Annotated in this window: 18 protein-coding genes; 7 read left to right on the top strand and 11 right to left on the bottom strand. The window is 66.0% G+C overall.

Annotated features, from left to right (window positions below; translation table 11 throughout):
• Positions 1–3 precede the first annotated feature (3 nt).
• On the bottom strand, positions 4–2,640 hold the full coding sequence (mutS, locus tag GRI72_RS07525; protein ID WP_160733304.1) for a DNA mismatch repair protein MutS: 2,637 nt from the start codon (positions 2,638–2,640) through the stop codon (positions 4–6).
• A 130-nt stretch (positions 2,641–2,770) separates the two neighbouring features.
• Between mutS and GRI72_RS07520 the strand changes: the two genes are divergently transcribed.
• Positions 2,771–5,035: an NADP-dependent malic enzyme gene (locus GRI72_RS07520; protein ID WP_160733303.1), complete on the top strand. Its 2,265-nt coding sequence runs from the start codon at positions 2,771–2,773 to the stop codon at positions 5,033–5,035.
• Here the strand turns inward: GRI72_RS07520 and GRI72_RS07515 are convergent.
• The 6 genes from GRI72_RS07515 to GRI72_RS07490 all read right to left on the bottom strand — a co-directional run bounded on the left by GRI72_RS07515 (position 5,032) and on the right by GRI72_RS07490 (position 9,764).
• Positions 5,032–5,952 (bottom strand): YeeE/YedE thiosulfate transporter family protein, encoded by a 921-nt coding sequence (locus tag GRI72_RS07515; protein WP_160733302.1) that lies wholly within the window; start codon positions 5,950–5,952, stop codon positions 5,032–5,034. The genes GRI72_RS07520 and GRI72_RS07515 overlap by 4 nt on opposite strands.
• Positions 5,953–5,983: 31 nt before the next feature.
• Positions 5,984–6,454 carry a carboxymuconolactone decarboxylase family protein gene (locus GRI72_RS07510; RefSeq protein ID WP_160733301.1) on the bottom strand — a complete coding sequence of 157 codons (471 nt, stop codon included), beginning with the start codon at positions 6,452–6,454 and terminating at the stop codon, positions 5,984–5,986.
• Between the two features lie 138 nt (positions 6,455–6,592).
• Positions 6,593–8,029 (bottom strand): dihydrolipoyl dehydrogenase, encoded by a 1,437-nt coding sequence (locus GRI72_RS07505; RefSeq protein WP_160733300.1) that lies wholly within the window; start codon positions 8,027–8,029, stop codon positions 6,593–6,595.
• A 46-nt stretch (positions 8,030–8,075) separates the two neighbouring features.
• On the bottom strand, positions 8,076–8,519 hold the full coding sequence (gene msrB, locus GRI72_RS07500) for a peptide-methionine (R)-S-oxide reductase MsrB (RefSeq protein ID WP_160733299.1): 444 nt from the start codon (positions 8,517–8,519) through the stop codon (positions 8,076–8,078).
• Positions 8,516–9,139 carry a peroxiredoxin-like family protein gene (locus GRI72_RS07495; protein WP_160733298.1) on the bottom strand — a complete coding sequence of 208 codons (624 nt, stop codon included), beginning with the start codon at positions 9,137–9,139 and terminating at the stop codon, positions 8,516–8,518. Before GRI72_RS07495 ends, msrB begins: the two co-directional genes overlap by 4 nt.
• Before the next feature lie 121 nt (positions 9,140–9,260).
• On the bottom strand, positions 9,261–9,764 hold the full coding sequence (locus GRI72_RS07490) for a YkgB family protein (RefSeq protein WP_160733297.1): 504 nt from the start codon (positions 9,762–9,764) through the stop codon (positions 9,261–9,263).
• Positions 9,765–9,889: 125 nt separating this feature from the next.
• On the opposite strand from GRI72_RS07490, the gene GRI72_RS07485 reads away from it, so the two are divergent.
• The gene (locus GRI72_RS07485) at positions 9,890–10,759 is read left to right on the top strand and encodes a LysR family transcriptional regulator (protein ID WP_160733296.1); all 870 of its coding nucleotides are present in this window, start codon (positions 9,890–9,892) and stop codon (positions 10,757–10,759) included.
• A 26-nt stretch (positions 10,760–10,785) separates the two neighbouring features.
• Here the strand turns inward: GRI72_RS07485 and GRI72_RS07480 are convergent, their stop codons facing one another.
• The 4 genes from GRI72_RS07480 to GRI72_RS07465 form a co-directional block, all read right to left on the bottom strand.
• On the bottom strand, positions 10,786–11,322 hold the full coding sequence (locus GRI72_RS07480; protein ID WP_160733295.1) for a choice-of-anchor V domain-containing protein: 537 nt from the start codon (positions 11,320–11,322) through the stop codon (positions 10,786–10,788).
• Positions 11,315–12,349 (bottom strand): Vgb family protein, encoded by a 1,035-nt coding sequence (locus tag GRI72_RS07475; RefSeq protein WP_160733294.1) that lies wholly within the window; start codon positions 12,347–12,349, stop codon positions 11,315–11,317. Before GRI72_RS07475 ends, GRI72_RS07480 begins: the two co-directional genes overlap by 8 nt.
• Positions 12,350–12,598: 249 nt before the next feature.
• Entirely contained in the window at positions 12,599–13,780 is a 1,182-nt protein-coding gene (locus tag GRI72_RS07470; RefSeq protein ID WP_202389009.1) for a type II toxin-antitoxin system HipA family toxin, read from the bottom strand.
• A 75-nt stretch (positions 13,781–13,855) separates the two neighbouring features.
• Positions 13,856–14,080: an XRE family transcriptional regulator gene (locus GRI72_RS07465; protein WP_008601437.1), complete on the bottom strand. Its 225-nt coding sequence runs from the start codon at positions 14,078–14,080 to the stop codon at positions 13,856–13,858.
• Between the two features lie 504 nt (positions 14,081–14,584).
• On the opposite strand from GRI72_RS07465, the gene GRI72_RS07460 reads away from it, so the two are divergent.
• The 5 genes from GRI72_RS07460 (at position 14,585) to GRI72_RS07440 (ending at position 20,966) form a co-directional block, all read left to right on the top strand.
• The gene (locus GRI72_RS07460; RefSeq protein ID WP_143712226.1) at positions 14,585–14,827 is read left to right on the top strand and encodes a hypothetical protein; all 243 of its coding nucleotides are present in this window, start codon (positions 14,585–14,587) and stop codon (positions 14,825–14,827) included.
• A 215-nt stretch (positions 14,828–15,042) separates the two neighbouring features.
• Positions 15,043–15,948: a DUF7146 domain-containing protein gene (locus tag GRI72_RS07455; protein ID WP_156501945.1), complete on the top strand. Its 906-nt coding sequence runs from the start codon at positions 15,043–15,045 to the stop codon at positions 15,946–15,948.
• Positions 15,949–16,023: 75 nt separating this feature from the next.
• Positions 16,024–20,277 carry a strawberry notch family protein gene (locus tag GRI72_RS07450; RefSeq protein WP_160733292.1) on the top strand — a complete coding sequence of 1,418 codons (4,254 nt, stop codon included), beginning with the start codon at positions 16,024–16,026 and terminating at the stop codon, positions 20,275–20,277.
• Positions 20,278–20,336: 59 nt separating this feature from the next.
• Complete coding sequence (locus GRI72_RS07445) at positions 20,337–20,606, top strand: type II toxin-antitoxin system Phd/YefM family antitoxin (RefSeq protein ID WP_010240558.1); 270 nt, start codon at positions 20,337–20,339, stop codon at positions 20,604–20,606.
• A 3-nt stretch (positions 20,607–20,609) separates the two neighbouring features.
• Entirely contained in the window at positions 20,610–20,966 is a 357-nt protein-coding gene (locus GRI72_RS07440; RefSeq protein WP_064305634.1) for a type II toxin-antitoxin system RelE/ParE family toxin, read from the top strand.
• The last annotated feature ends 61 nt before the right edge of the window (positions 20,967–21,027 follow it).

Genomic DNA, 21,027 nt, shown 5'->3' with positions numbered 1-21,027 from the left:
TGCTTAAGGCTTGGTGGACCCGGCTTCCTGCTTGAGGCGATAGAGCGTGTCGAGCGCCTCGCGCGGGGAGAGGGCATCGACATCGAGCGCGGCGAGCGTTTCGCGCAGGCTGTCGACCCGTTCCTCCTCCACCGCGGTGGCCGCCGCGAACAGCGGCAGGTCGCCCAGCCCGGCGGCCAGGCCGCCCGTTTCCGCGCGCCCTTTCTCCAGCCGTTCCAGCACGGCCCGCGCGCGGGCGACGACCGCTTCGGGCACCCCGGCCAGCCGTGCGACGGCGAGGCCGTAGCTGCGGTCCGCCGGCCCCCGGGCCAGTTCGTGCAGCAGGACCAGTTCGCCCTTCCACTCGCGCGCGCGGACGTGGTGGAGGCTCAGCGCCTCGCAAGTCTCGGCCAGGCGCGACAGCTCGTGGTAATGGGTGGCGAACAGGCAGCGGCAGCGCAGCGTCTCGTGGACCGCCTCGACCACAGCCCAGGCCAGGGCCAGCCCGTCGTAGGTCGAAGTGCCGCGGCCCACTTCGTCGAGGATGACGAAGCTGCGTTCGCTCGCCTGGGCCAGGATCGCCGCGGTCTCGACCATTTCGACCATGAAGGTGGACCGCCCGCGGGCGAGGTTGTCGGAAGCCCCGACCCGGCTGAAGAGGCGATCGACGAGGCCGATCCGCGCGCTCGCGGCAGGCACGAAGCAGCCGGCCTGGGCGAGCAGGACGATCAGCGCGTTCTGCCGCAGGAAAGTGGACTTGCCGCCCATGTTGGGCCCGCCGATCAGCCAGAGCCGGTCGTCGTCGCCCAGCCGGCAGTCGTTGGCGACGAAGCGTTCGCCCGTGCGCGCCAGCGCGGCTTCGACCACCGGGTGCCGCCCGCCGGCGATCTCGAGGCAGCGGTCCTCCACGATCGCGGGCCGGCACCAGTCGCCTTCGGCCGCGCGCTCGGCGTTTCCGGCCGCGACGTCGAGCCGCGCCAGCGCCGCCGCGGTCTCGGCAATCGTCTCGCGCCGCTCGGCCACGGCACCGGTCAGCTCCTCGAAATGGGCCTCCTCCGCGGCCAGCGCGTGGCCGCCGGCCTCGGCGATGCGGGCGGCCTCCTCGTGCAGGCCGAGCGAGTTGAAGCGGACCGCCCCCGCCATCGTCTGGCGGTGGGTAAAGCCGCTGTCGGGCGCCATCAGCGCGTCGGCGTGCTTGCTCGGGACCTCGATGAAATAGCCGAGCACCCCGTTGTGCCGGATCTTCAGCGCCGCGATCCCGGTTTCCTCGCGGTAACGGCTTTCCATCGCCGCGATCGCGCGGCGCGCATTGCCCGAGGTCTGCCGCAGTTCGTCGAGCCCCGCGTCGTAGCCTTCGGCGATGAACCCGCCGTTCTGCCGCTCGGTCGGCGGCGCAGGCACGAGCGCGCGCTGGAGCAGGTCCACCAGCGCGCCGTGCCCGCCGAGGTGCGGCAGGAGCGCGTCGAGCAGGGCGGGGCGGTCGGGGCGGGCCTGCAGGTGGTCGCGAATGCGCCGCGCCTCGGCCAGCCCGTCGCGCACCTGGCCCAGGTCGCGGGGGGAGCCGCGCCCGGCGACGATCCGCCCCAGCGCACGGCCGATATCGGGCAGGGCCCGCAGGACTTCGCGCAGTTCGGCGCGCAGGACCGGGTCGGCATGGAACCAGCCGACCAGCGCCAGCCGCGCCTCGATCCCGGCCGCGTCGGTCAGGGGGGCGGACAGGTCTTCCGCCAGTTGCCGCGCGCCGGCGCCGGTGGCGCAGCGGTCGATCGCGGCCAGCAGGCTCCCCTCGCGCCCGCCCTGCTGCGAACGGACGATCTCGAGGCTGGCGCGGGTCGCCTCGTCCATTGCCAGGGCCGCCTCGCCCGCCCGCACGACGGGCGGCAGGAGGAGCGGCAGCCGGCCGCGCCCGGCATGGTCGAGATAGGCGATCAGTCCCCCGGCGGCGGCCAGCATCGCGCGCGAGAACGCGCCGAACCCGTCGAGCGTGGCGACCCCGTGGATGTCCTTCAGCCGGCGTTCGCCGCCGTCGCTAGCGAAGTCGCTGCGCGCCCGCTCGATCGCGCCGGCCGGGCGCTCGCCCCAGTCGGCGGGCCAGTCCTCGGGGATTACCACCTCGCTCGGCGCCAGGCGCGCGATCGCCGCGCCCAGCCGGGCCGGATCGCAGTCTTCCAGCACCATGCGCCCGGTGGAAATGTCGATCGCGGCAATCCCCGCCTTGCCGCGCACGTCGCAGATCGCGACCAGCAAGTTGGCGCGCCGCGGTTCCAGCAGCGCCTCTTCGGTCAGGGTGCCGGCGGTGACGAAGCGCACGATGTCGCGCCTTACCAGTGCCTTCGACACCGGCGAGCCTTCGCGCCGCGCGCGGGCCTTGGCCTCCTCGGGCGTTTCAACCTGCTCGGCGATGGCGACCCGGCACCCGGCGCGGATCAGGCGGGCGAGGTAGCTTTCGGCGGAATGGACCGGCACGCCGCACATCGGCACCGGCTCCCCCCCGTGTTCGCCGCGGGTGGTCAGCGCGATGTCGAGCACTCCGGCCGCGGTCCGGGCATCGTCGAAAAACAGTTCGAAGAAGTCGCCCATGCGATAGAACAGCAGGCAATCGCCGGCCTCGCGCTTGAGCGCGTGATATTGCTCCATCATCGGGGTGGACTTGCCCGCCATGCCCCGGGCCTAGCCGCGCGATCGGCGATTCGGAAAGGGCGGCCCTTGCGCTTTCCCCTACCGCTCGCGCGCCGAGTGTGGTTTAGGGCGCCGCGGCCCCCAACTGAGCCGAAGATCAGGAGACGACACCTTGGCCGAGGAAAAACAGGCGAGCTTCACCGCGCGCGAGGCACTGTTCTATCACGAGACGATCCGTCCCGGTAAGATCGAAATCGTCGCCTCCAAGCCGATGGCCACGCAGCGCGATCTCAGCCTGGCCTATTCCCCCGGGGTCGCCGCGCCGGTGGAGGCGATCGCGCAGGACCCGGCCAATGCCGCGCGCTATACCGCGCGCTCCAACCTCGTGGCGGTGATTTCCAACGGCACCGCGATCCTCGGCCTCGGCAATCTCGGCGCGCTGGCGTCGAAGCCGGTGATGGAAGGCAAGGCGGTCCTGTTCAAGCGCTTCGCCGACGTCGATTCGATCGATATCGAGCTGGCGACCGAGGACCCGGAAAAGTTCATCGAGGCGGTCGCGCTGATGGAGCCGAGCTTCGGCGGCATCAACCTCGAAGACATCAAGGCGCCCGAATGCTTCATCATCGAGCAGGCCCTGCGCGAGCGGATGAACATACCGGTCATGCACGACGACCAGCACGGCACCGCGATCATCGCCGCCGCCGGGCTGATCAACGCCTGTTACCTGACCGGGCGCGAGCTGAAGGACGTCCGGATGGTGGTGAACGGCGCGGGCGCATCGGCGCTGGCCTGCACCGCCCTGATCAAGGCGATGGGCGTGCCGCACGACCAGGTCACCGTGTGCGACCGGTCGGGGCCGATCTACCGCGGCCGGACCGATTCGATGGACCAGTGGAAGAGCGCGCACGCGATCGACACCGATGCGCGCAGCCTTGAAGAGGCGCTGGAGGGGGCGGACATCTTCCTCGGCCTGTCGGCCGCCGGCGCGCTCAAGCCCGAATGGGTCGACCGGATGGCGAAGCAGCCGATCATCTTCGCAATGGCGAACCCGGTGCCCGAGATCATGCCCGACGAGGCCAAGGCCGTACGCCCCGATGCGATCATCGCCACCGGACGCAGCGATTTTCCCAACCAGGTCAACAACGTGCTCGGTTTCCCCTTCATCTTCCGCGGCGCGCTGGACGTGCAGGCGACCGCGATCAACGAGGAGATGAAGATCGCCGCCGCGCGCGCGATCGCCGAGCTGGCGCGCGAACGGGTGCCCGACGAAGTGGCCGCCGCCTACGGCAAGAGCCACGCTTTCGGCACCGATTACATCATCCCCGCCCCGTTCGATCCGCGCCTGATGGAAGTCGTCTCTTCCGCGGTCGCCCAGGCGGCGATGGACAGCGGCGTAGCGCTGGCGCCGATCGAGGACATGGATGCCTATCGCCTCTCGCTCAAGGCGCGGCTCAACCCGACCACCGCGGCGCTGACCAACACGTACGAGATGGCGCGCAGCAACCCGAAACGGGTGGTCTTCGCCGAGGCGGAGGAAGACGTGGTCCTGCGCGCGGCGATCCAGTTCCGCGATTTCGGCTACGGGACGCCGATCCTCGTCGGCCGGACGGAAAAGGTGCGCGAGCGGCTGGTCGAACTGGCGGTGGACGATCCCGACGAGTGGGAAATCCAGAACTCGGCGGATTCGGAATTCGTCCCGCAGATGGTCGATTTCCTCTACCAGCGGCTGCAGCGCAAGGGCCGGACGGAACGCGACGTGCGCCGCCTGGTCAACCAGGAACGCAACGTCTTCGCCGCCCTGCTGGTCGCGCTGGGCCATGGCGACGCGATGATTTCCGGCCTGACGCGGACGTTCTCGCAGACCGCGCGCGAGGTGAACCTCGTGCTCGATCCCAAGCCGGGCCAGGTGCCTTTCGGCATCCACATGATGATCGGCAAGAACCACACGACCTTCCTCGCCGACACGACGATCAACGAGCGGCCCACGGCCGAGGAACTGGCGCATATCGCGCGCGAGACGGCCGCCGTGGCGCGGCGCATGGGCCACGAGCCGCGCGTCGCCTTCCTGTCCTATTCCACCTTCGGCAACCCGCCGGGCCAGTGGCTGGGCAATATCCGCGAGGCGGTCGCCATCCTCGACGCGGAAAAGCCGGGCTTCGAATACGAGGGCGAGATGGCGCCCGACGCCGCGCTCAACCCCAAGGTGATGGAGCTGTACCCCTTCAGCCGCCTTTCCGGCCCGGCCAACGTGCTGATCATGCCCGGCCTGCAGTCGGCGAACCTGTCGGCCAAGCTCCTGCGCGAAATCGCCGGCGACGCGACGATCGGGCCGATGCTGATCGGGATGGAAAAGCCGGTCCAGATCGCACCCATGACCGCGATCGCGCCGGACGTGCTGACCCTGGCCGTCCTCGCCGCCGCGGGCGTCGTGGGCTAGCTTGCGCCCGTCGCCTGCCTGTTCGCCCGGCCGACCGCCGTCTTGTACAGCCAGAGGCAGACCAGGATGGTCGCTATCATGACTGCATAGGCGACGAGGCCGTAGAGCGCCGCACCCGGTATCGTCCACAGCAGGAGGGCATCGTTCCCCCCCGGCACGGTCTGCGCGCCCAGGCCCATCAGGAGGCCTCCGGCGAGGCCGCCGGCAGCGCGGTAGATGGTCGGTCGCCGAGCCGAAAATCGGCCGGCTATCCATGAACTCAGCGCCGCGCCGGCGAAGATGGCGATGGCCGCCAGGTCGGCGGCCGTTTGCGACTGGAGGAACGTGCCCTGCGTCCCGCGCTGCAGTGCCGCGAGGTAACTCCACTGCGGGTTGCCGGAAAAGAGGGCCGCGCCGATGAGACCGACGGCGAAGAGGTAGCGCAGGGTGGCGTTGCGCCCGATCCTGACGCGCATCGCGGCCCAGCCGAGCACGAGCAGGAAGGCAAGGCCGAAAACGGGTGTCGCCGGCTCCGCCAGCACGTCGGCCGAGGCTTGGCCTTCCGTTGCCTGGGGCAGGATGTACAGCTGCGGCGCGACGACGAGCGACAGCGCCAGCCCGGCCAGCGTCAGCAGGTAAGTGCCATCGCCCTCGGACAGGCGCGAAATGCTGCCCAGCATGCAGGCGCGATTGATCGTCGCGCCAAGGCCGAGCAGGATTCCGCCCGCGACGGGGGCGAGGCCGAGCGCGCGCCGTTCGGGCAGGGCGAATGCTTCTCCTGGAAGGGAGGCCAGGACGAACAGGGCCAGCCCTCCCGAGGCGGCGGCCGAGGCAAGACCCAGCAACCAGTCCCATCGCCGTTCATGGACCAGGCGTCCGACGGCCGCGACCGTGCAACTGTTGGCGCGGGCGAGGCAGAAGCCGAGCGCGCCGGCCATCAGGGGGAGAAGCGGGCCTTCCGTCACGATGTCAGTCCACGAAGACCGGTGTGGCGCCTTGCGCCAGCTTGAGCCGGGTCCACACGTTCATGTTGATGGTGACCGCCGCGATCTCCGCGATCTCGCGGTCGGTGAAAATCTCGCGCGCCCGGCGGTGCGCAACGTCGAAATCGCGCGGGCGACCGTCGGTCAGCGCTTCGCAATAGGCCAGCGCCGCTTGCTCGGCGGGCGAGTAGAGATCGCTTTCCCACCAGCTTGTCAGGTTGTCGATCCGGGCGTCTTCGATGCCGTGTTCACGCGCGGCCTTCGAATGCAGGATCAGACAATAGGAGCAGGTGTTGACTTGCGCGACACGGAGTCGGAGCAACTGCGCCAGTTCGCGGTCGATCGCGAGATCGGCCGTGTATCCGAATGCGCCGGCCATCTGCTTGGCGAGGCCGTGGAAGGGGGTCAGGTCGGGATCGAACCGACGGTTCTCGAACTCGGGCATTCTCTCGTTCATCCGAACTCTCTCCTTGTTGGCGGGGGAGGTTTCATCCCCGTCTCGCTATGCAGCCCAAAGGACCGCCGAAGGTGGCCGCGGCCCCCGCCCGCGGATGGCGTGTCGACGGTCCATGGCAGGGGCTGCGCCGCGGGGGGCTCAGCCCCCCGGACCGCAGTCGAGGCAGCGGGGCGGTGGCTTGGCGCCCATGCCGAGGTTGTAATTGAGCACGCGTAGTGCCGTTCGCAGGCCTTCTTCCAGCACCGGGTGGTAGAAGGGCCGCTCCAGCATCTGCGCGATCGTCAGCTCGGACTGGCGCGCCCAGGCGAGCAGGTGGGCGAAGTGTTCGGCCCGGGGGCCGACCATCTCGGCCCCGAGGAACCTGCCCGTGTTCCGTTCGGCATAGACGTGCAGGATGCCCTTGTTCACGCCCATGACACGGGCCCTGCCCTGGTCTTGCCAGTCCACCGAGCCCGTTTCGAACTCCGCCCCGCGCGCGACGAGATCGCGGTGACTTTCGCCCACGATCATGATCTGGGGGTCGGAAAACACCACGCCCAGCGGCGTACTGCGCGCGAACCTGCGAACTTCGGGAAAGCGGGTTGCGTTGTATCCGGCGACGAAGCCCTCGTCGGCGGCTTCGTGGAGAAGCGGCAGTTCGGGCACGGAATCCCCGGCGATGAAGATATGGGAATCGCCGCATCGACCGCTGAGGGGGTCGTAGAGAGGAATGCCGCGTTCGTTGAGTTCGAGGCTGGTGTTCTCGAGCCCGAGGTTGTCGACATTCGGCCGGCGACCGGTGGCGACGAGGCAATAGTCGAACGTGGTGGCGACTTCCTGCCCCTGGACGATGTGCGTCACCTTCACCCCGTCGCCCGAACGTTCCACGCGTTCCACCCTGGCATCGGCGTGAAAGGGGAACTCGGCGGCGAAGATATGCCGCGCCTGGGCAGCGACCTCGGGGTCGGAAATCGGCCCGACAGCCCCGTCGCGGCCGAACAGTTCGGTGCGTACGCCCAGGCGGTGCAGTGCCTGGCCGAGCTCGAGTCCGATCACGCCGGCGCCGAACACCGCGACCGATCTGGGCAGGTCGTGCCAGTCGAACACGTCGGCGTTGGTGATCAGGCGATCGCCGAGCCCGGCGAAGACCGGGGGGATATTGGGGCGCGAGCCTGTGGCGATGATGATGCGCTTGGCCTCCACGACCGTTCCGTCGCTCAGCTCGAGTTCGTGATCGCTCCGGAACTGCGCGCGCGCGCAGGCCTTGTGCTCGTCCGGCCAGTCGTCGACCGCCTGGAGGACGAAACCGACGAAGCGGTCGCGCTCCTCCCGTACTCGTTTCATCACGGCACGACCGTCGATATCCGGTTCGCCGAAGCGCACGCCGAAAAGGTCGCTGTGCCGGCCGTGCCACGCGGCTTCGGCAGCGGCGATCAATAGCTTGGACGGCATGCAGCCTTCCCGTGCGCAGGTGGTCCCGAAGTCGGCCGCCTCGATCAGCAGAACCGAATCGGTATGCGCCGACACCTCGCGATATGCGCGCATGCCGGCCGTACCGGCGCCGATGATGGCAATTTCCACGTTCTTGCGGGCCATGTTCAGGTTTCCTTTCGCCCTCCCTCACCCGGAGGTCGTTGCCGGTTCAGCCGATGCTCGTCTGATCGATGAATGCGCCGTATCCTTCGGCCTCCATGTCGTCGCGATGGATGAAGCGCAGGGCGGCCGAATTGATGCAGTAGCGCAGGCCGCCCCGATCGGTCGGTCCGTCGGGGAAGACATGTCCGAGATGGCTGTCCCCGTGGGCGGAGCGGACCTCGGTGCGGATCATGCCGTGACTGTCGTCGCGCAGTTCGTTGACATGTTCCTTGACGATCGGCTTCGTGAAGCTCGGCCAGCCGCAGCCGGAATCATACTTGTCCGACGAGGCGAAGAGCGGTTCGCCGCTGACGATGTCGACGTAGATTCCGGGTTCGGTATTCGCCAGGTGCTCTCCTGTCCCGGGGCGCTCGGTGCCGTTCTGCTGGGTCACGCGGAACTGTTCCGGCGTCAGGGCGGCGACGGCCTCCGCGGTCTTTCGGTACGTCATATCGGTTCTCCCGTTTCCGCCGGGCTCCGCATCCGGGAAAGGATCTTTCCCAGTTCAGCCGGGTCCAGGCGATTGCGATAGTTGGTGTCGAGAAAGCTGTATCGGACCTCCCGGTCCTGGCCGACCACATAGGTGGCCGGCACCGGGATCGCCCATTGCGACAGCCCCGTTCGGGCAATCGGCTCGAACCCTGCATCCAACGACATCTGCCGGACGCCCTCGGGCAGTTCGCACACGAGGCCGTATGCTTCGCAGACCCGGGCCTCGCGGTCGACCAGCAGCGGAAAGTCGATGCCGTATTCGCGCCGCGCCTTCAGGGCCGAATCTTCCGGTTGGGGCGAGATTGCCAACAGGGTTCCGCCCTGGCGCTCCAGTTCGCCGTGCACTTGGGCAAGCGCCGCGATCTCCAGCGAACAGAACGGGCACCAGTGCCCGCGATAGAAGCTTATCACGACCGGTCCGTTGCCACAGACGCTGCGGAGGCTTGTGCGGCCTCCACCGGCGACCGGAAGATCGAAATCCGGCGCTTCGTCGCCCGCCTGGATGGCCCGGTCGTGGTCGAAAAGGTCTTCCATGATCTTGTCGGCGGCAGTGACGTGGTCGATCTCCTCGGCACTCATGTCCGCGAAATATCTCGCTCGCCTGCGTTCTATCCTTTGGGTGAAGTTCATTCCGGGTCCGTCCGTTTCGCGAAGGGTGCGGCTGGCGGCACCCGCTTGGGGTGCCGCCAGCCAGCCCGTGTCAGCCGCGGATCGCGGCGAGCGCATCCTTGAAGGCCCAGAGCGAAACGGCAAGCAGGACGATGTCCTTCAGGAGAAACTGTCCCGGTACGACGGAAATCGCCAGCGAGCCGACCTCGGGCAGGAACACCCCCGGCGTGCTGAAGAAGAAGCTCGAGGTGAGCACGAAGGTGGCGCTGGCGCCGAGCGCGCCCACAGCTGCGAGCCTGGGGGCCAGGTACCGGGTTGCAAGCAGCCCCGCGATCGTCAGTTCGACGATGCCGATCAGCCTGGCCGCGCCGTTGGCACCGAACAGGTCGAGCAGGAAGAAGACGAACGGGCTGTTCTCGATCAGCCCCTGGATCGCTTCGGCCTCGTAGGCGGTGAATTTCATTCCGCCGAACCAGAGAAAGACAAGGGCCAGCGAAAAGAACATGGCCTTTCCGGTCAGGCGGTCGAGCAAAGGCAACAGGTGCGAGGGCTGGGTCGAGATCTCGCTGTCGATAGATGTAGCGTGTGCGGTCATCGAAATTTCCTCTCAGGAATGAATGTCGGTGAAGCAGTAACTACTGGGGCCGAAAGCCTTGCGGCAGCCGGGCCCAAGTCATAAGAGATATTCCCATGGGGAATGATGGGATCAATGTATCCTTGATGCGACAGTATGTCGCGGTGATAGAGCAGGGCTCGTTCTCGGCCGCGGCGCGCAAGCTGGGCGTCGGACAACCGGCGATATCGAAGGCGGTGGCGCGTCTCGAGGATCACCTGGGCGTGCGCCTGGTGCTGCGTTCGACCCGTGCCACCAGGCCAACCGACGCCGGGCGGCGGTTCTACGAAGGATGCCTCGAAGTGTTCGAAGCGGTGGCCACGGCCAGCCAGGCCGCCCGCGACGAAGCGGTCGGCAGCGGCGGTGCGATACGCGTTTTCGCGCCGGAACTGTTCGGCCCCGCGTTCCTCGTTCCGAAGCTGAAAGGCTTCCTGACCGGCAATCCGCTGGTATCTTTGTCCCTGTCGACGCTGAGCGAGGGAATGGACCTGGTATCGCAGGGGGCCGATGTCGCGATATTCATCGGCCGGCCGACCCAGCCCGACGTGATCGTGCGCAAGGTGGGCATGACGCGCAGCGCCCTGGTCTGCGGGCCAGACCTGGCCCTTCGCTGGGCGGACGCTATTGCGCCCCAGGACCTGATGGCCGCACCGGCGGTTGTCTGCAGCCAGGGGCAGCCGCGGCTGCGATGGAGCTTCCAGGATGGCGGCGCCAAGGTGGCCGTTCGCCCCGAACAGAACATCACGGTCGATTCCGATTCGGTGGCCCTTTCGGCCGCGGCATGCGGGCATGGCCTGTGGATGACGACCCGGCTGATGGTGGCCGAGGATCTGACCGCGGGCAGGCTGTGCGAGATATTGCCGCGCGCGGCCGTGCCGATGCCGGTCTATCTCGGTTTCGCGGCCGGACGCACGCGGCCTGCAAGGGTGGACGCCTTTGCCCAGTGGCTCGGCGAAGAACTGATCGCCGAGGGGTGACAGGGAAAGCGGCCCCGATCGCGGCGTCAGCGCACGGCGAGCGGGATCGTTTGCGCGTGCAGCGTGTCGCCCAGCGGCGACTGGTCCCCATTGCCCGCATTGGCCGCGAGCTGCAGGTGGACCGTGCCCGGCGCTTCCGGGCTGGTCCAGGCGAAAGACCAGCGCAGGCCATCGGCCGTGGCGGCCCGCACCGGCGGGGCGGAAATCACCGCCGCGTCCCGGGCGGCCGTGCCGTCGCCTGCCGCCAGCGTGCCGGCGGCGCCGTCCTCGCGCCAGAGCGCGGCGAGGAATCCGCCCGTCTCCCCCTCCGCGAGCGCGAGGTGCACCGTCAGCACGTGGGTCTCGCCCGCGGCATAGTGCCCGGCCGGATCGACCAGCGAGATCGCCGGCGAATCGACGAGCGGCGGGCCGTCGAAATGGCATTCCGCACAGCTTTCCACCGGGTGCCCGGGGGGCGCCGGAGCGGCCAGGTCGGGCGTGGCGACGACCGCTGCCGGCAGCAGCGCGAGCGCAAAGATCGGTGCCGTCGCCAGCAGGGCGGCCGGCAGGGCCGGCCTAGTCAAGCGCGATCCGGCCGACGGTATTGGTGTCGGCCCCGAACCAGATCGTGTCGGTCGGCGCGTGGTAGTGCATGTGGCGCACCGTCCCGCCGCCCGAGGGGATATCGGCCGACGCGACGAACGTCTCGCTCGCCGGGTCGAAGCCGACCAGCCGGTTCGGCTCCACCCCGGTCTCGACGAACCAGATCCGGTCGTCGCCGTCCACCGCCATGCCATAGGGGCGCGATTCGCTGCCGGCGGGCGCGGCCCATTCGCTGAACGACCCGTCGGCCGGGTCGAAGGTGCCGACCATGCCCTGGGCATAGTCGACGTACCAGATGCGCCCGTCGCTGGTGATCCCCATGCGCCGCGGGCGCGCCTCGGCCCGGGGCAGCTCGTACTCGGTCAGGCGGAGCGTTTCCGGATCGACCGAAGCCAGCTTGTTCGTGCCGAGCAGGACCGACCACACGGTGCCGTCGGCAGCGACGTCGATCCCGTACGGCCGCGCGCGCGGCGTGGGCACTTCGACCAGGTCCACCGCGCGCGTCGCGGTCGCGAGCCGGCCGATGAAGTTGCCGCCCTGGACGGTGAACCAGATGTCGCCGGACTCGTCGAACACCAGGGTATGCGGATCGCGCGCGGCCTCCTGCGGCATGGCGATCTTCTCGATCTCGCCGGTGGCGGGATCGATGCGCCCGATATGGGCCGCGCGGTTGCCGGCGTACCAGATCGTTCCATCCTCGCCGACGATCAGGTTGTGCGGCCCGGCCCCGTCCTCCAGGTCGATCCGTTCGAACGCGCCGGTGGCGGGGGCCAGCCTGGCCACGTAGTCGCCGCGCTGGCCGACGAACCAGACTTCCTCGGCCGAGACGGCGAAGGGGTCGCGCGGGCGGGTGTCGGGCCAGGGAACGGTCCACTCCTCGATCTCGACCGACACGGGCTGCGCGGGCGCGGCGGCCGGCGGTGCGCCGTCCTGCGCCGCGGCGGGAACGGCGGCAAGTGCGAGGATCGCGGGGGCAAGCGGGGCGAGAAACGTCGCGGAATTTCGCATGGCTTCGACTCTCCGTGCTGCAATGGCGCGCGTCGATTACCACACGCGGCCCCCGCGATGCCAGCCGCGCGCTATCGGCGCCGGAACCGGAAGTACCAGACCTTAGTGGTCATACTATCATAATAGACTGATATACAATCACAAATCGGCATTTTTTGATCCCCATTTTCTCGGCTAGCAATCACCGGGTAATCACCATGCCAAATTAGGCAAGCACGCGCCCCCATGAACGGATTTCTGCGTTTGCGATCATGACACAGGTGCTGCCAACCGGAAGCAGGTGGCGAAACGCTTGCGATCAGCCGCGCTTATCCCTGCTTTTGTGAATAGGTGTTCCCACCGTGTCGCTACGATTCTGCTCATGTCTTCGGCGATTGCGTTCGCGTCATCATGGCTGAGGTCGAAGACCGCGGCACCGGCGAGAGCGTTCTCGATCGTTGCAGCGCGGCCTTCCGGCCCGACGCCGAGGACGAGCCGGCGCTCCAGTCCCAGCTGAGGCTTCGGCACTACATCGTAAAGCGGCGAAAGCCGCCATCCCTCACCATCGAACAGGAAGCCATGATTACGTAGGTGATCATCATCATTGGTGACGAGGATATTGAACAGCATGCGACGAAATAATTCGTGCAGATCCTGGCGTACTTCGGTTCCGAATTGCCGGATCGCTCCTGCGAGATCGGCATAGCTGAAGCTGCTGACCTCGCTCTCATGCGCCCCGAGCATTGTGAGCCCCGAAGCAAAGGGCCTGCGTTCCAGCCAGTTGCCGTGAGGAATCCGATCGAACCGCTCGATCAGATAGATGTCACGATCAAGGACACAGCGGAAGTCGAGTGGCGGCACATCGAGACCACATTCGCTGGCAAGCCGCATTGTCGCCAGTTCGACCCGGCATTCGGGGAAGCTGTCTCCCCGCTTCTGAAATTTCGCGATCCAGGGTTTGTCGCCGATTTTTGTAGCAGCCTTCGGCCGGGCGCCGCCCAGAGATGACCCGGCGGCTAGCAACGCCCTCAAGTTCTCGTCGAGTTCGTCGACATGCTGCGCTCGTTCGGCGGCTTCTGCTAACTCTGCGAGCGTGAACTCTTCGCCCGGAGCAGGGCCGTCCCCCCATGGTGTAATTCTCTCAGGCTGGGCGGACGTCGGCCCAAAGGCGAGCGCACCCACGCGATGTTCGCCCGAGGCCAGAATGAGATCGATTTCGCTCGGCAAGCGATCGCCCATCGCCTTGTACATTAGGTATTGGCCCCAGCCGTCAGGAGCAGCATCCCGAATGCCACCGAACACGGCAAAGCCTTCTTCCGTCCTGAATGTTCGAGAAGTTCCAGGTTCGTGCAACGGCAGAGCTACAGGATCGACCGCAATACGGTCAGCGCGTTCCAGATAACGCCGCCCGTAAGCGAAGGTAGCAAACTGGTTGCGCGGTTCGTCGGTCATCGTGAGAAGGCCTGCCGGAACAGGCCCCTCCTCAAGATGCACGAAGACATAGGTGCGGATGGTCGTCACGGCTTGCTAGAAATCCAGATCATCGTCGCTGACAGCGTGGGTCTTCTGGGGCAGGCGGGACAAATCCTCGCTGATGCCAGCCCGGTCACTGTCTGGGGTTACCAGCTCGGCAAGGCGCTGTGTCATCCCCAGGACATGCAGGGCGCTCGCCAGAACCGCGAGGCCCACGGTAGGATCTCCCGCTTCGAGGCGTTGCAGCGTTTGAACCGAGACGATCATGCGCTCGGCCATTAAACGCTGGGGAAGTTTTCTCCGGCGGCGAGCAAGGGCGATATCCTTACCTAGCCGTGTAATCGCACGTTGGCTCTGGGGCGGTAGTCCGCTAGCAGCTCGAGACGAACGGGGCATGGCCCGATATATGACATATCATGCGAAATTCCGCAAATAGAAATGATATGTCATGTTTTTGTGCTCTTTCGCTTGAAGCAGATTTACCGAAGGAAGATGCTTCACCGCCTCCTGCACGAGGCTTACAATGACCATGACTGAGTGGAGAGGCGCTGGTGAGCGGTCGCTAGGCCGCGGCTTGACCATCGTACTTCAAAAGTCGCTGTGCAGTTGCGCGAATTGTCTCAGCGACTATATCGCAAACGTCACGCATGTCGGCACAAGCCGACAGCTTCGGAAGAATTCCGAGGTCCCGTCCTCCAGTTGGAGGTTAACCGGCGGACCCTGCAGAGGGTTCGCCGAATTTCGTTCGAACGCTCTCGCAGGTCCAACCCGATGGAGCATCGAATGCATTATTCAGACGAGGAAATCGAACGCGCGAAGACATTATTCGCTCGTGAAAATGATCAACCCGGCCATGGCAGAATGCCGGTTGCCGCGATGGCGGGAATGAGCAAGCCCGGCAAAATCAGCCATATCACTCATCGACGGACTTGGCGGGACTACCTTCCGAAGGCACGACGCGATTTGCAAAAGGAAAGATCGGACCGGAATTTTCGATTAGGTAACGTGTCGCATGATCTAAACTGACCAGGTCGTGGGGCAGCGATAAGGATCAATGGCGCTAGTGAGAAGTCACTACGAATAATCGGTAGACCTCGCGGGTGAGCGGCGATGTCGATGTGACGCTCAAATCGACGGGCTCGCAGTGCAGACGTGAATCCCCTCCGACCTGTTCTTACAACACAGAAGGGCTGGAGGGGAGGAGGGCCTTTGTGAGCGAGCCGAAAGGATCGCGATGTGCCATGTCCCACCGATATTCCACCAAGATAAGCTCTTTGGAAGAAGCCGCCCGCCGCATCTGTGAAAACCGGGGCGGCAAATGGTCCGGCACAAAGGGCATGGCCTGCTGCCCTGCGCATGACGACCGTACGCCGTCACTCGGTGTGTCGCTCGGCCAAAAAGCGATCCTTTTCCATTGTTTTGCGGGATGTGATCAGCAGAGCGTGCTGGCTGCTCTGGCGAGTGAAGGTGTCGACGCAACCTCGCTCTTCTCAGGTTCTGCGACTATCAACGGTCCCGAGCCGACCATAACGAGCAAACCCTCGGCGGCAGCGCTGAGGATCTGGCGCGACGCACAGCCACTGCGTGCCAGTCCGGCAAAGGCATATCTTGAGAGCCGCGGCATCCTCGCCGCATCTCCGGCCCTCCGCTTTCATCCCCAAACGCCGCTTGGCCCGAAGGGTCGCACCCGCTTTTTGCCGGCCATGATTGCGGCGGTCAGTCTCGACGAGGGACCGATCGCCATCCATCGCACATTCCTTTCGGGCAACTCCAAGGCCGACTTCGACAAACCGAAGCGCGCGCTCGGCGCGCTCGGCGAAGCTGCTGTCCGCCTCTTCGCTCCGGCCTCCGGCAAGCTCGGCCTTGCCGAGGGGATCGAGAGCGCGATGTCCGCCTATGCTCTTACCGGCATCCCCGCCTGGGCGACCCTGGGCAATGAGCGTTTCGGTCTCGTGAGCGTGCCCGAGAGCGTGACCGAACTCCACCTCTTCGTCGATCACGATGCTGGCGGCGAGCTGGCCGCGTCGCGTGGCCTGGCCGCTTATGCCCGCGAAGGGCGGACGATCCACGTTCGCAAACCATCCTCACGCGACACCGACTGGAACGATGAACTTAAAGCATGGCTGCGCCGCAAAGCGGCGCGGTAGAGGAGAGAGAGCTTCTCGAATTCCTGATCCGGCAGAGGGCGTGTCCCGATGCCCTCATCAGGAGGACGAATTGCCATGTTTCAATCAGACCTGTTTCCCGCCGGCGAGCAGATGCCGGCAGTGCCCCTGGCCTTCGCCATCGGTGCCCGGATTGCCGCGCTTCTCACCTCGGGTCGTCATCTTACCCGTGCCGGCATTTCCGGGCTGTTCGCCGAAGAGACCGGTGTTCTGGACTGGGGAGGTGCATGGACGATCGACGACTACAACAACGCGGTCGAGATCGGCGCACTGCTCTGGCTGCGAGAGTCTTCGCGCATCGATCTGGCGACAAGCATGCACGAAGCAGAAGCACGTTTTGACTGGCTCGAAGCTGCATTGCCGCCGCGGCACGTTCGCAGCGAAGCACAGGTCGAGCTCCAGCAGTTCTCGACCCCGCCGATGCTGGCCTGGCTGATGGCGAAGGCCGCAGCTGTTTCTTCGCAAGACACGCTGCTCGAACCGTCCGCAGGCAATGGCGCCCTTGCGCTCTGGGGCAGCGTCCAGAACGCCTCGTTGGCCCTCAACGAGATCGATCCGGCCAGACGAGACGGGCTGGGCCATATCTTCCCCACGGCCACAATTAGTGCACATGACGGAGAACTGATGGCCGACCTGCATCGCGGCCCTGTTCCGTCGGTCGTCTTGATGAACCCGCCGTTCGCCCGCAGCCAGGAACGCGGCAAGGATGGCGAGACGGCGCAGCGCCACCTACGCAGCGCGATCCGGGCCGTTGCCAATGGGGCGAGGATTGTCGCCATCATGCCTGAAGGCTTCGACGCTTCCACCTTCGCCAAGGTACAGGATGAAGCGTCGCTGTTCCTCGATGTCCGGCTGCAGCAGATGTTTCGCCGCGCAGGGACGGGGATTGCCGTTCGCCTGGTCGTGTTCGGCAAGACGCCGGTTGCGTCTTCTCCCGCAATCAACGGAGATACTGCCGACCTGATCGCGCTCCACGAGCTTGTCACTGCGCTTCCGCCCCGTGCGCAGACATCCGCCAGGACTCATCGCCTGCCAGTCGGCAAGCCAGTGCGCCTCGTGGGCAAGACGTCGACCCATCGCGCGCCGGTCCGGCCGCTGGCGCCGTTCGCCGCGACACCAGCAGCTAAAGCGAATGCGACCAATCTTGCCTATTCGGTCTTGGCCGACCCCGCGCCGGTACCCGAACAGACCGGCATCTACCTACCTTACCGGCCCAGGCGCATCACGTTCGAAGGCGCGCCGGTTCATCCCACCCCGCTCGTGGAATCGGTCGCCATGGGCTCGGTCGCGGCGCCCCAGCCGGACGTTCGCCCGCGCCTTCCCGCAGGCTGGCAGGCCAATGGCCTCTTGTCCGAAGCGCAATGCGAGACACTGGTCTACGCTACCCAGGCATTTGCGCGCGATCTTCCGGGTCAGTTCAAGGTTAGCCAGGAAGGCACCTCGCTGGAACTCTCCGAGGACGGACACTCCTACCGCCAAGGCTTCTTCCTCGGCGACGGAACCGGAGCGGGCAAGGGACGGCAGATCGCCGCGGTCATCCTGGACCGCTGGCTCGCAGGCGAGCGCCGGCGTGTCTGGATCACCAAGAACGAGGCGCTGCTCGAAGATGCACGCCGCGACTGGGAAGCGCTTGGCGGGCTGCCGCTCGATGTCCAGCCGCTCTCGCGCTGGAAACTCGGCCACCTTGTATCGATGTCCGAAGGCATTCTCTTCGTCACCTACCCGACGCTGCGCTCGGGACGCGTCGAGGATACGCGGCTCGACCAGATCCTTGCCTGGGCGGGTAAGCATTACGACGGCCTGATCGCCTTCGACGAAGCCCACGCCATGGCCAATGCCCTCGGGGGCTCATCGACCCGCGGCAAGGTCAAGGGCTCCGAACAGGGGATAGTGGGCCTCAGGCTGCAGAACCATCTCCCGCGCGCCCGCGTGCTCTACGCGTCTGCCACAGGTGCCTCGGAAATCGCCAACCTCGGTTACACTTCCCGGCTTGGCCTCTGGGGACCCGAGACCGCCTTTCCGACCCACGAGGCGTTCATGACCGAGATCCGCGCCGGCGGCGTCGCGGCGATGGAGCTCGTCGCCCGCGATCTCAAGGCACAGGGGCTCTACCTTGCCCGTGCGCTGTCCTTCGCCGGGGTCGAGTACGAAATCCTCGAGCACTGCCTGACCGAAGCGCAGGTGCGGATTTACGATGCCTATGCCGAGGCCTGGGCGATCATTCACCGCAACCTCGAAGCCGCGCTCGAAGCAACCCGCGTGGTCGACGAGGACAGCGGCGATACGCTCAATCGCAACGCCAAAGCGGCAGCGCTGTCGATCTTCGAGGGTACCAAGCAACGCTTCTTTGCCCAGCTCCTGCTTTCGATGAAACTGCCAAGTCTGATCCCCGCGATGAACGCGGCGCTTGGCGAAGAGTATTCGGTTGTCGTGCAGCTGGTCTCGACCGCCGAGGCCATGCTCGACCGGCGCCTTGCCGACCTTACCGTGGAAGAACGCGAAGCGCTCGATATCGATCTCTCACCGCGTGAATATGTCATCGACTATCTTGCGAAGAGCTTTCCGGTGCGATTGATGCAGGTCTTCGCCGACGAGGACGGAAATCTTCGCTCCGAGGCGATGAGTGATGAGGAAGGCAATCCCGTTTTCTGCCCGCGCGCCATTGCCGCGCGCGATGCGCTGATCGAGCAGCTTTGTGCGCTGCCGCCCATCGCCACTGCGCTCGACGCGATCATCGAGCACTTCGGCACCGAGGCCGTGGCAGAGGTCACGGGCCGGACCCGCAGGCTGGTCCTGGGCCGCGATGGTCAGCAGCGCCTCGAACGGCGAAGCCCGAGCGCTAATGTCGCCGAAGCGCAAAGCTTCATGGAAGGGGCCAAGCGCATCCTCGTCTTTTCGGATGCAGGCGGCACGGGGCGATCCTACCACGCCGACCTTCATGCGAAGAACCAGCAGCGCAGGGTTCATTTCCTGCTCGAGCCGGGCTGGCGGGCCGACAATGCGATCCAGGGTCTTGGCCGCACCAACCGCACCAATCAGGCCTCGGCCCCGTTGTTCCGGCCGGTAACCACCGACGTGAAGGGCGAGCGCCGGTTCATCTCGACCATTGCGCGAAGGCTCGACGCATTGGGCGCGCTGACGCGTGGCCAGCGCCAGACCGGCGGACAGAACCTGTTCGATCCGGCAGACAATCTTGAAAGCGACTATGCGCGCGATGCGCTCAGCCGCTGGTTTCAGCTGCTCTATGACGGCAAGCTCGAAGCCACCACGTTCGGCAATTTCGTCGAGCGTACCGGCCTCCGGCTTGAAAACCCCGATGGTGGGCTGACCGACAATCTTCCCACAATCCAGCGTTGGCTCAACCGCATCCTCGCGCTCCCGATCGCGCTCCAGAACGCGATCTTCGAGGAATATCTCGGACTGGTAGAGGCGCGGATCGAGGCCGCTCGCGAGGCGGGGACGCTCGACCAGGGACTGGAGACCGTGAGGGTCGATCGTTTTACGGTCCTGGCAGATGAACTCCTGCGCACCGATCCCTTGACCGGAGCCGAAACACGCCTCGTCTCGCTCGAAGTGACGAGGCACCTTCGGCCTTTGCGCTTGCAGCGACTGGTGCGGATGCACGAGATCGGCAGCCCGCACGCGGTCCCGATGCGCAATGCGCGGTCGGGCAAGGTTGCGCTGTCGGTTCCAGCCCGGCGTCTCATCGCCGACGACGGGGCCGTGATCGAACGTCGGCGCCTTCTGCGACCGCTCAAGTCCGCGAACTGGACGCTTGACGCACTCGCTGAGAGCCACTGGGAGGAAATTGGCGTCACTGCATTCACCAGCGCCTGGCGGGCCGAGGAAGAAGAGGCCGCCGCTTCACCGGTGACCGAGCGTGTCCATCTCGCCACTGGTTTGCTGCTCCCTGTCTGGAAGCGCCTGCCGGGCGATCATGTCCGCGTCACCCGGCTCGTTGCCGAGGACGGCCAGTCGATCATTGGCCGCGAAGTGCTCGATATCGATCTCGCTGCGATCGCCGATACCTTTGGCCTTTCCGGAGTTACCGGACCATCGGCTGAGCAGATCGGCGACCTCGTCCTCGTCAGCGGCAAACCGCTGGGCCTCACAAGCCACGATGCCTTGACCGTAAAGCGCTCGCTGGTGGGAGGCGAGCAGCGCCTTGAACTGACCGGATTCTCGCCGGAACGCCTCGAGTGGTACAAGGGCAAGGGCTGCTTCACCGAGATCATCCGTTACCGCACGCGGCTATTTGCACCGGTGTCGAGAGCAAGCGAGATCCTCCAAAGCATCGCAATCGAGCCTTGAACTTCTCATTTGCCCTAAACTGGTCTATATAGAGACCAAATTCAGTCCTAAGGTGTTCTATGAAGCTGGACCAGCGCATCAAACCGATCAGCTATCTGAAGGCCCACAGCGCCGAAATTATCCGGGAGATTGGAGATGGCGCCGGGCCAATGGTCATCACGCAGAATGGCGAAGCCAAGGCAGTTCTGCAGGATGTCGCCAGCTACGAGCGCGCACAGGAAACGCTCGCTCTGCTAAAACTTCTGGCGCTCGGACAGGCCGATGTTGCCGCCGGTCGGACCCGCCCGGTGGCAGGCCTTGCGGATCGCGTACGGGGTAAGTCAAACTGAATGATGACGGCCGCCGTAGCGATCGAGATCACCTCCGGTGCGGAGCGCGATCTCGCGGGTATCTGGCAGCGCCGCTTGACGCAGCGCGGGCCGGATGGCGACGATGGTGCGGACGCACTGCTGGATGACCTTGTCGCGTCTATCGAATCCCTTGTGAACAATCCTGAGAAAGGACCGGTTCCACCGGAACTTGAGGCTCTCGGGATCACCGACTTTCGGCAATTGTCGCGCTTTCCGTTCCGCATAATCTACGGGTATCAGCCCGAGCCGGCACCCGGTCAGGTGACCGTGTTCGTAATCGCTGATGCGCGTCGGGATTTTCGGACGCTTCTCGAAGAGCGCTTGCTTAGCAGCGGATAGGCATAGGCTCCGCTGAAGAGGTCAGGGTCCGGATGAAGCTGAGCGCTGCCTCCGATTGCGC

The sequence above is a fragment of the Pelagerythrobacter marinus genome (assembly GCF_009827515.1).
Lineage (GTDB): Bacteria > Pseudomonadota > Alphaproteobacteria > Sphingomonadales > Sphingomonadaceae > Pelagerythrobacter > Pelagerythrobacter marinus.
This window is presented reverse-complemented; position numbering and strand designations above follow the sequence as displayed.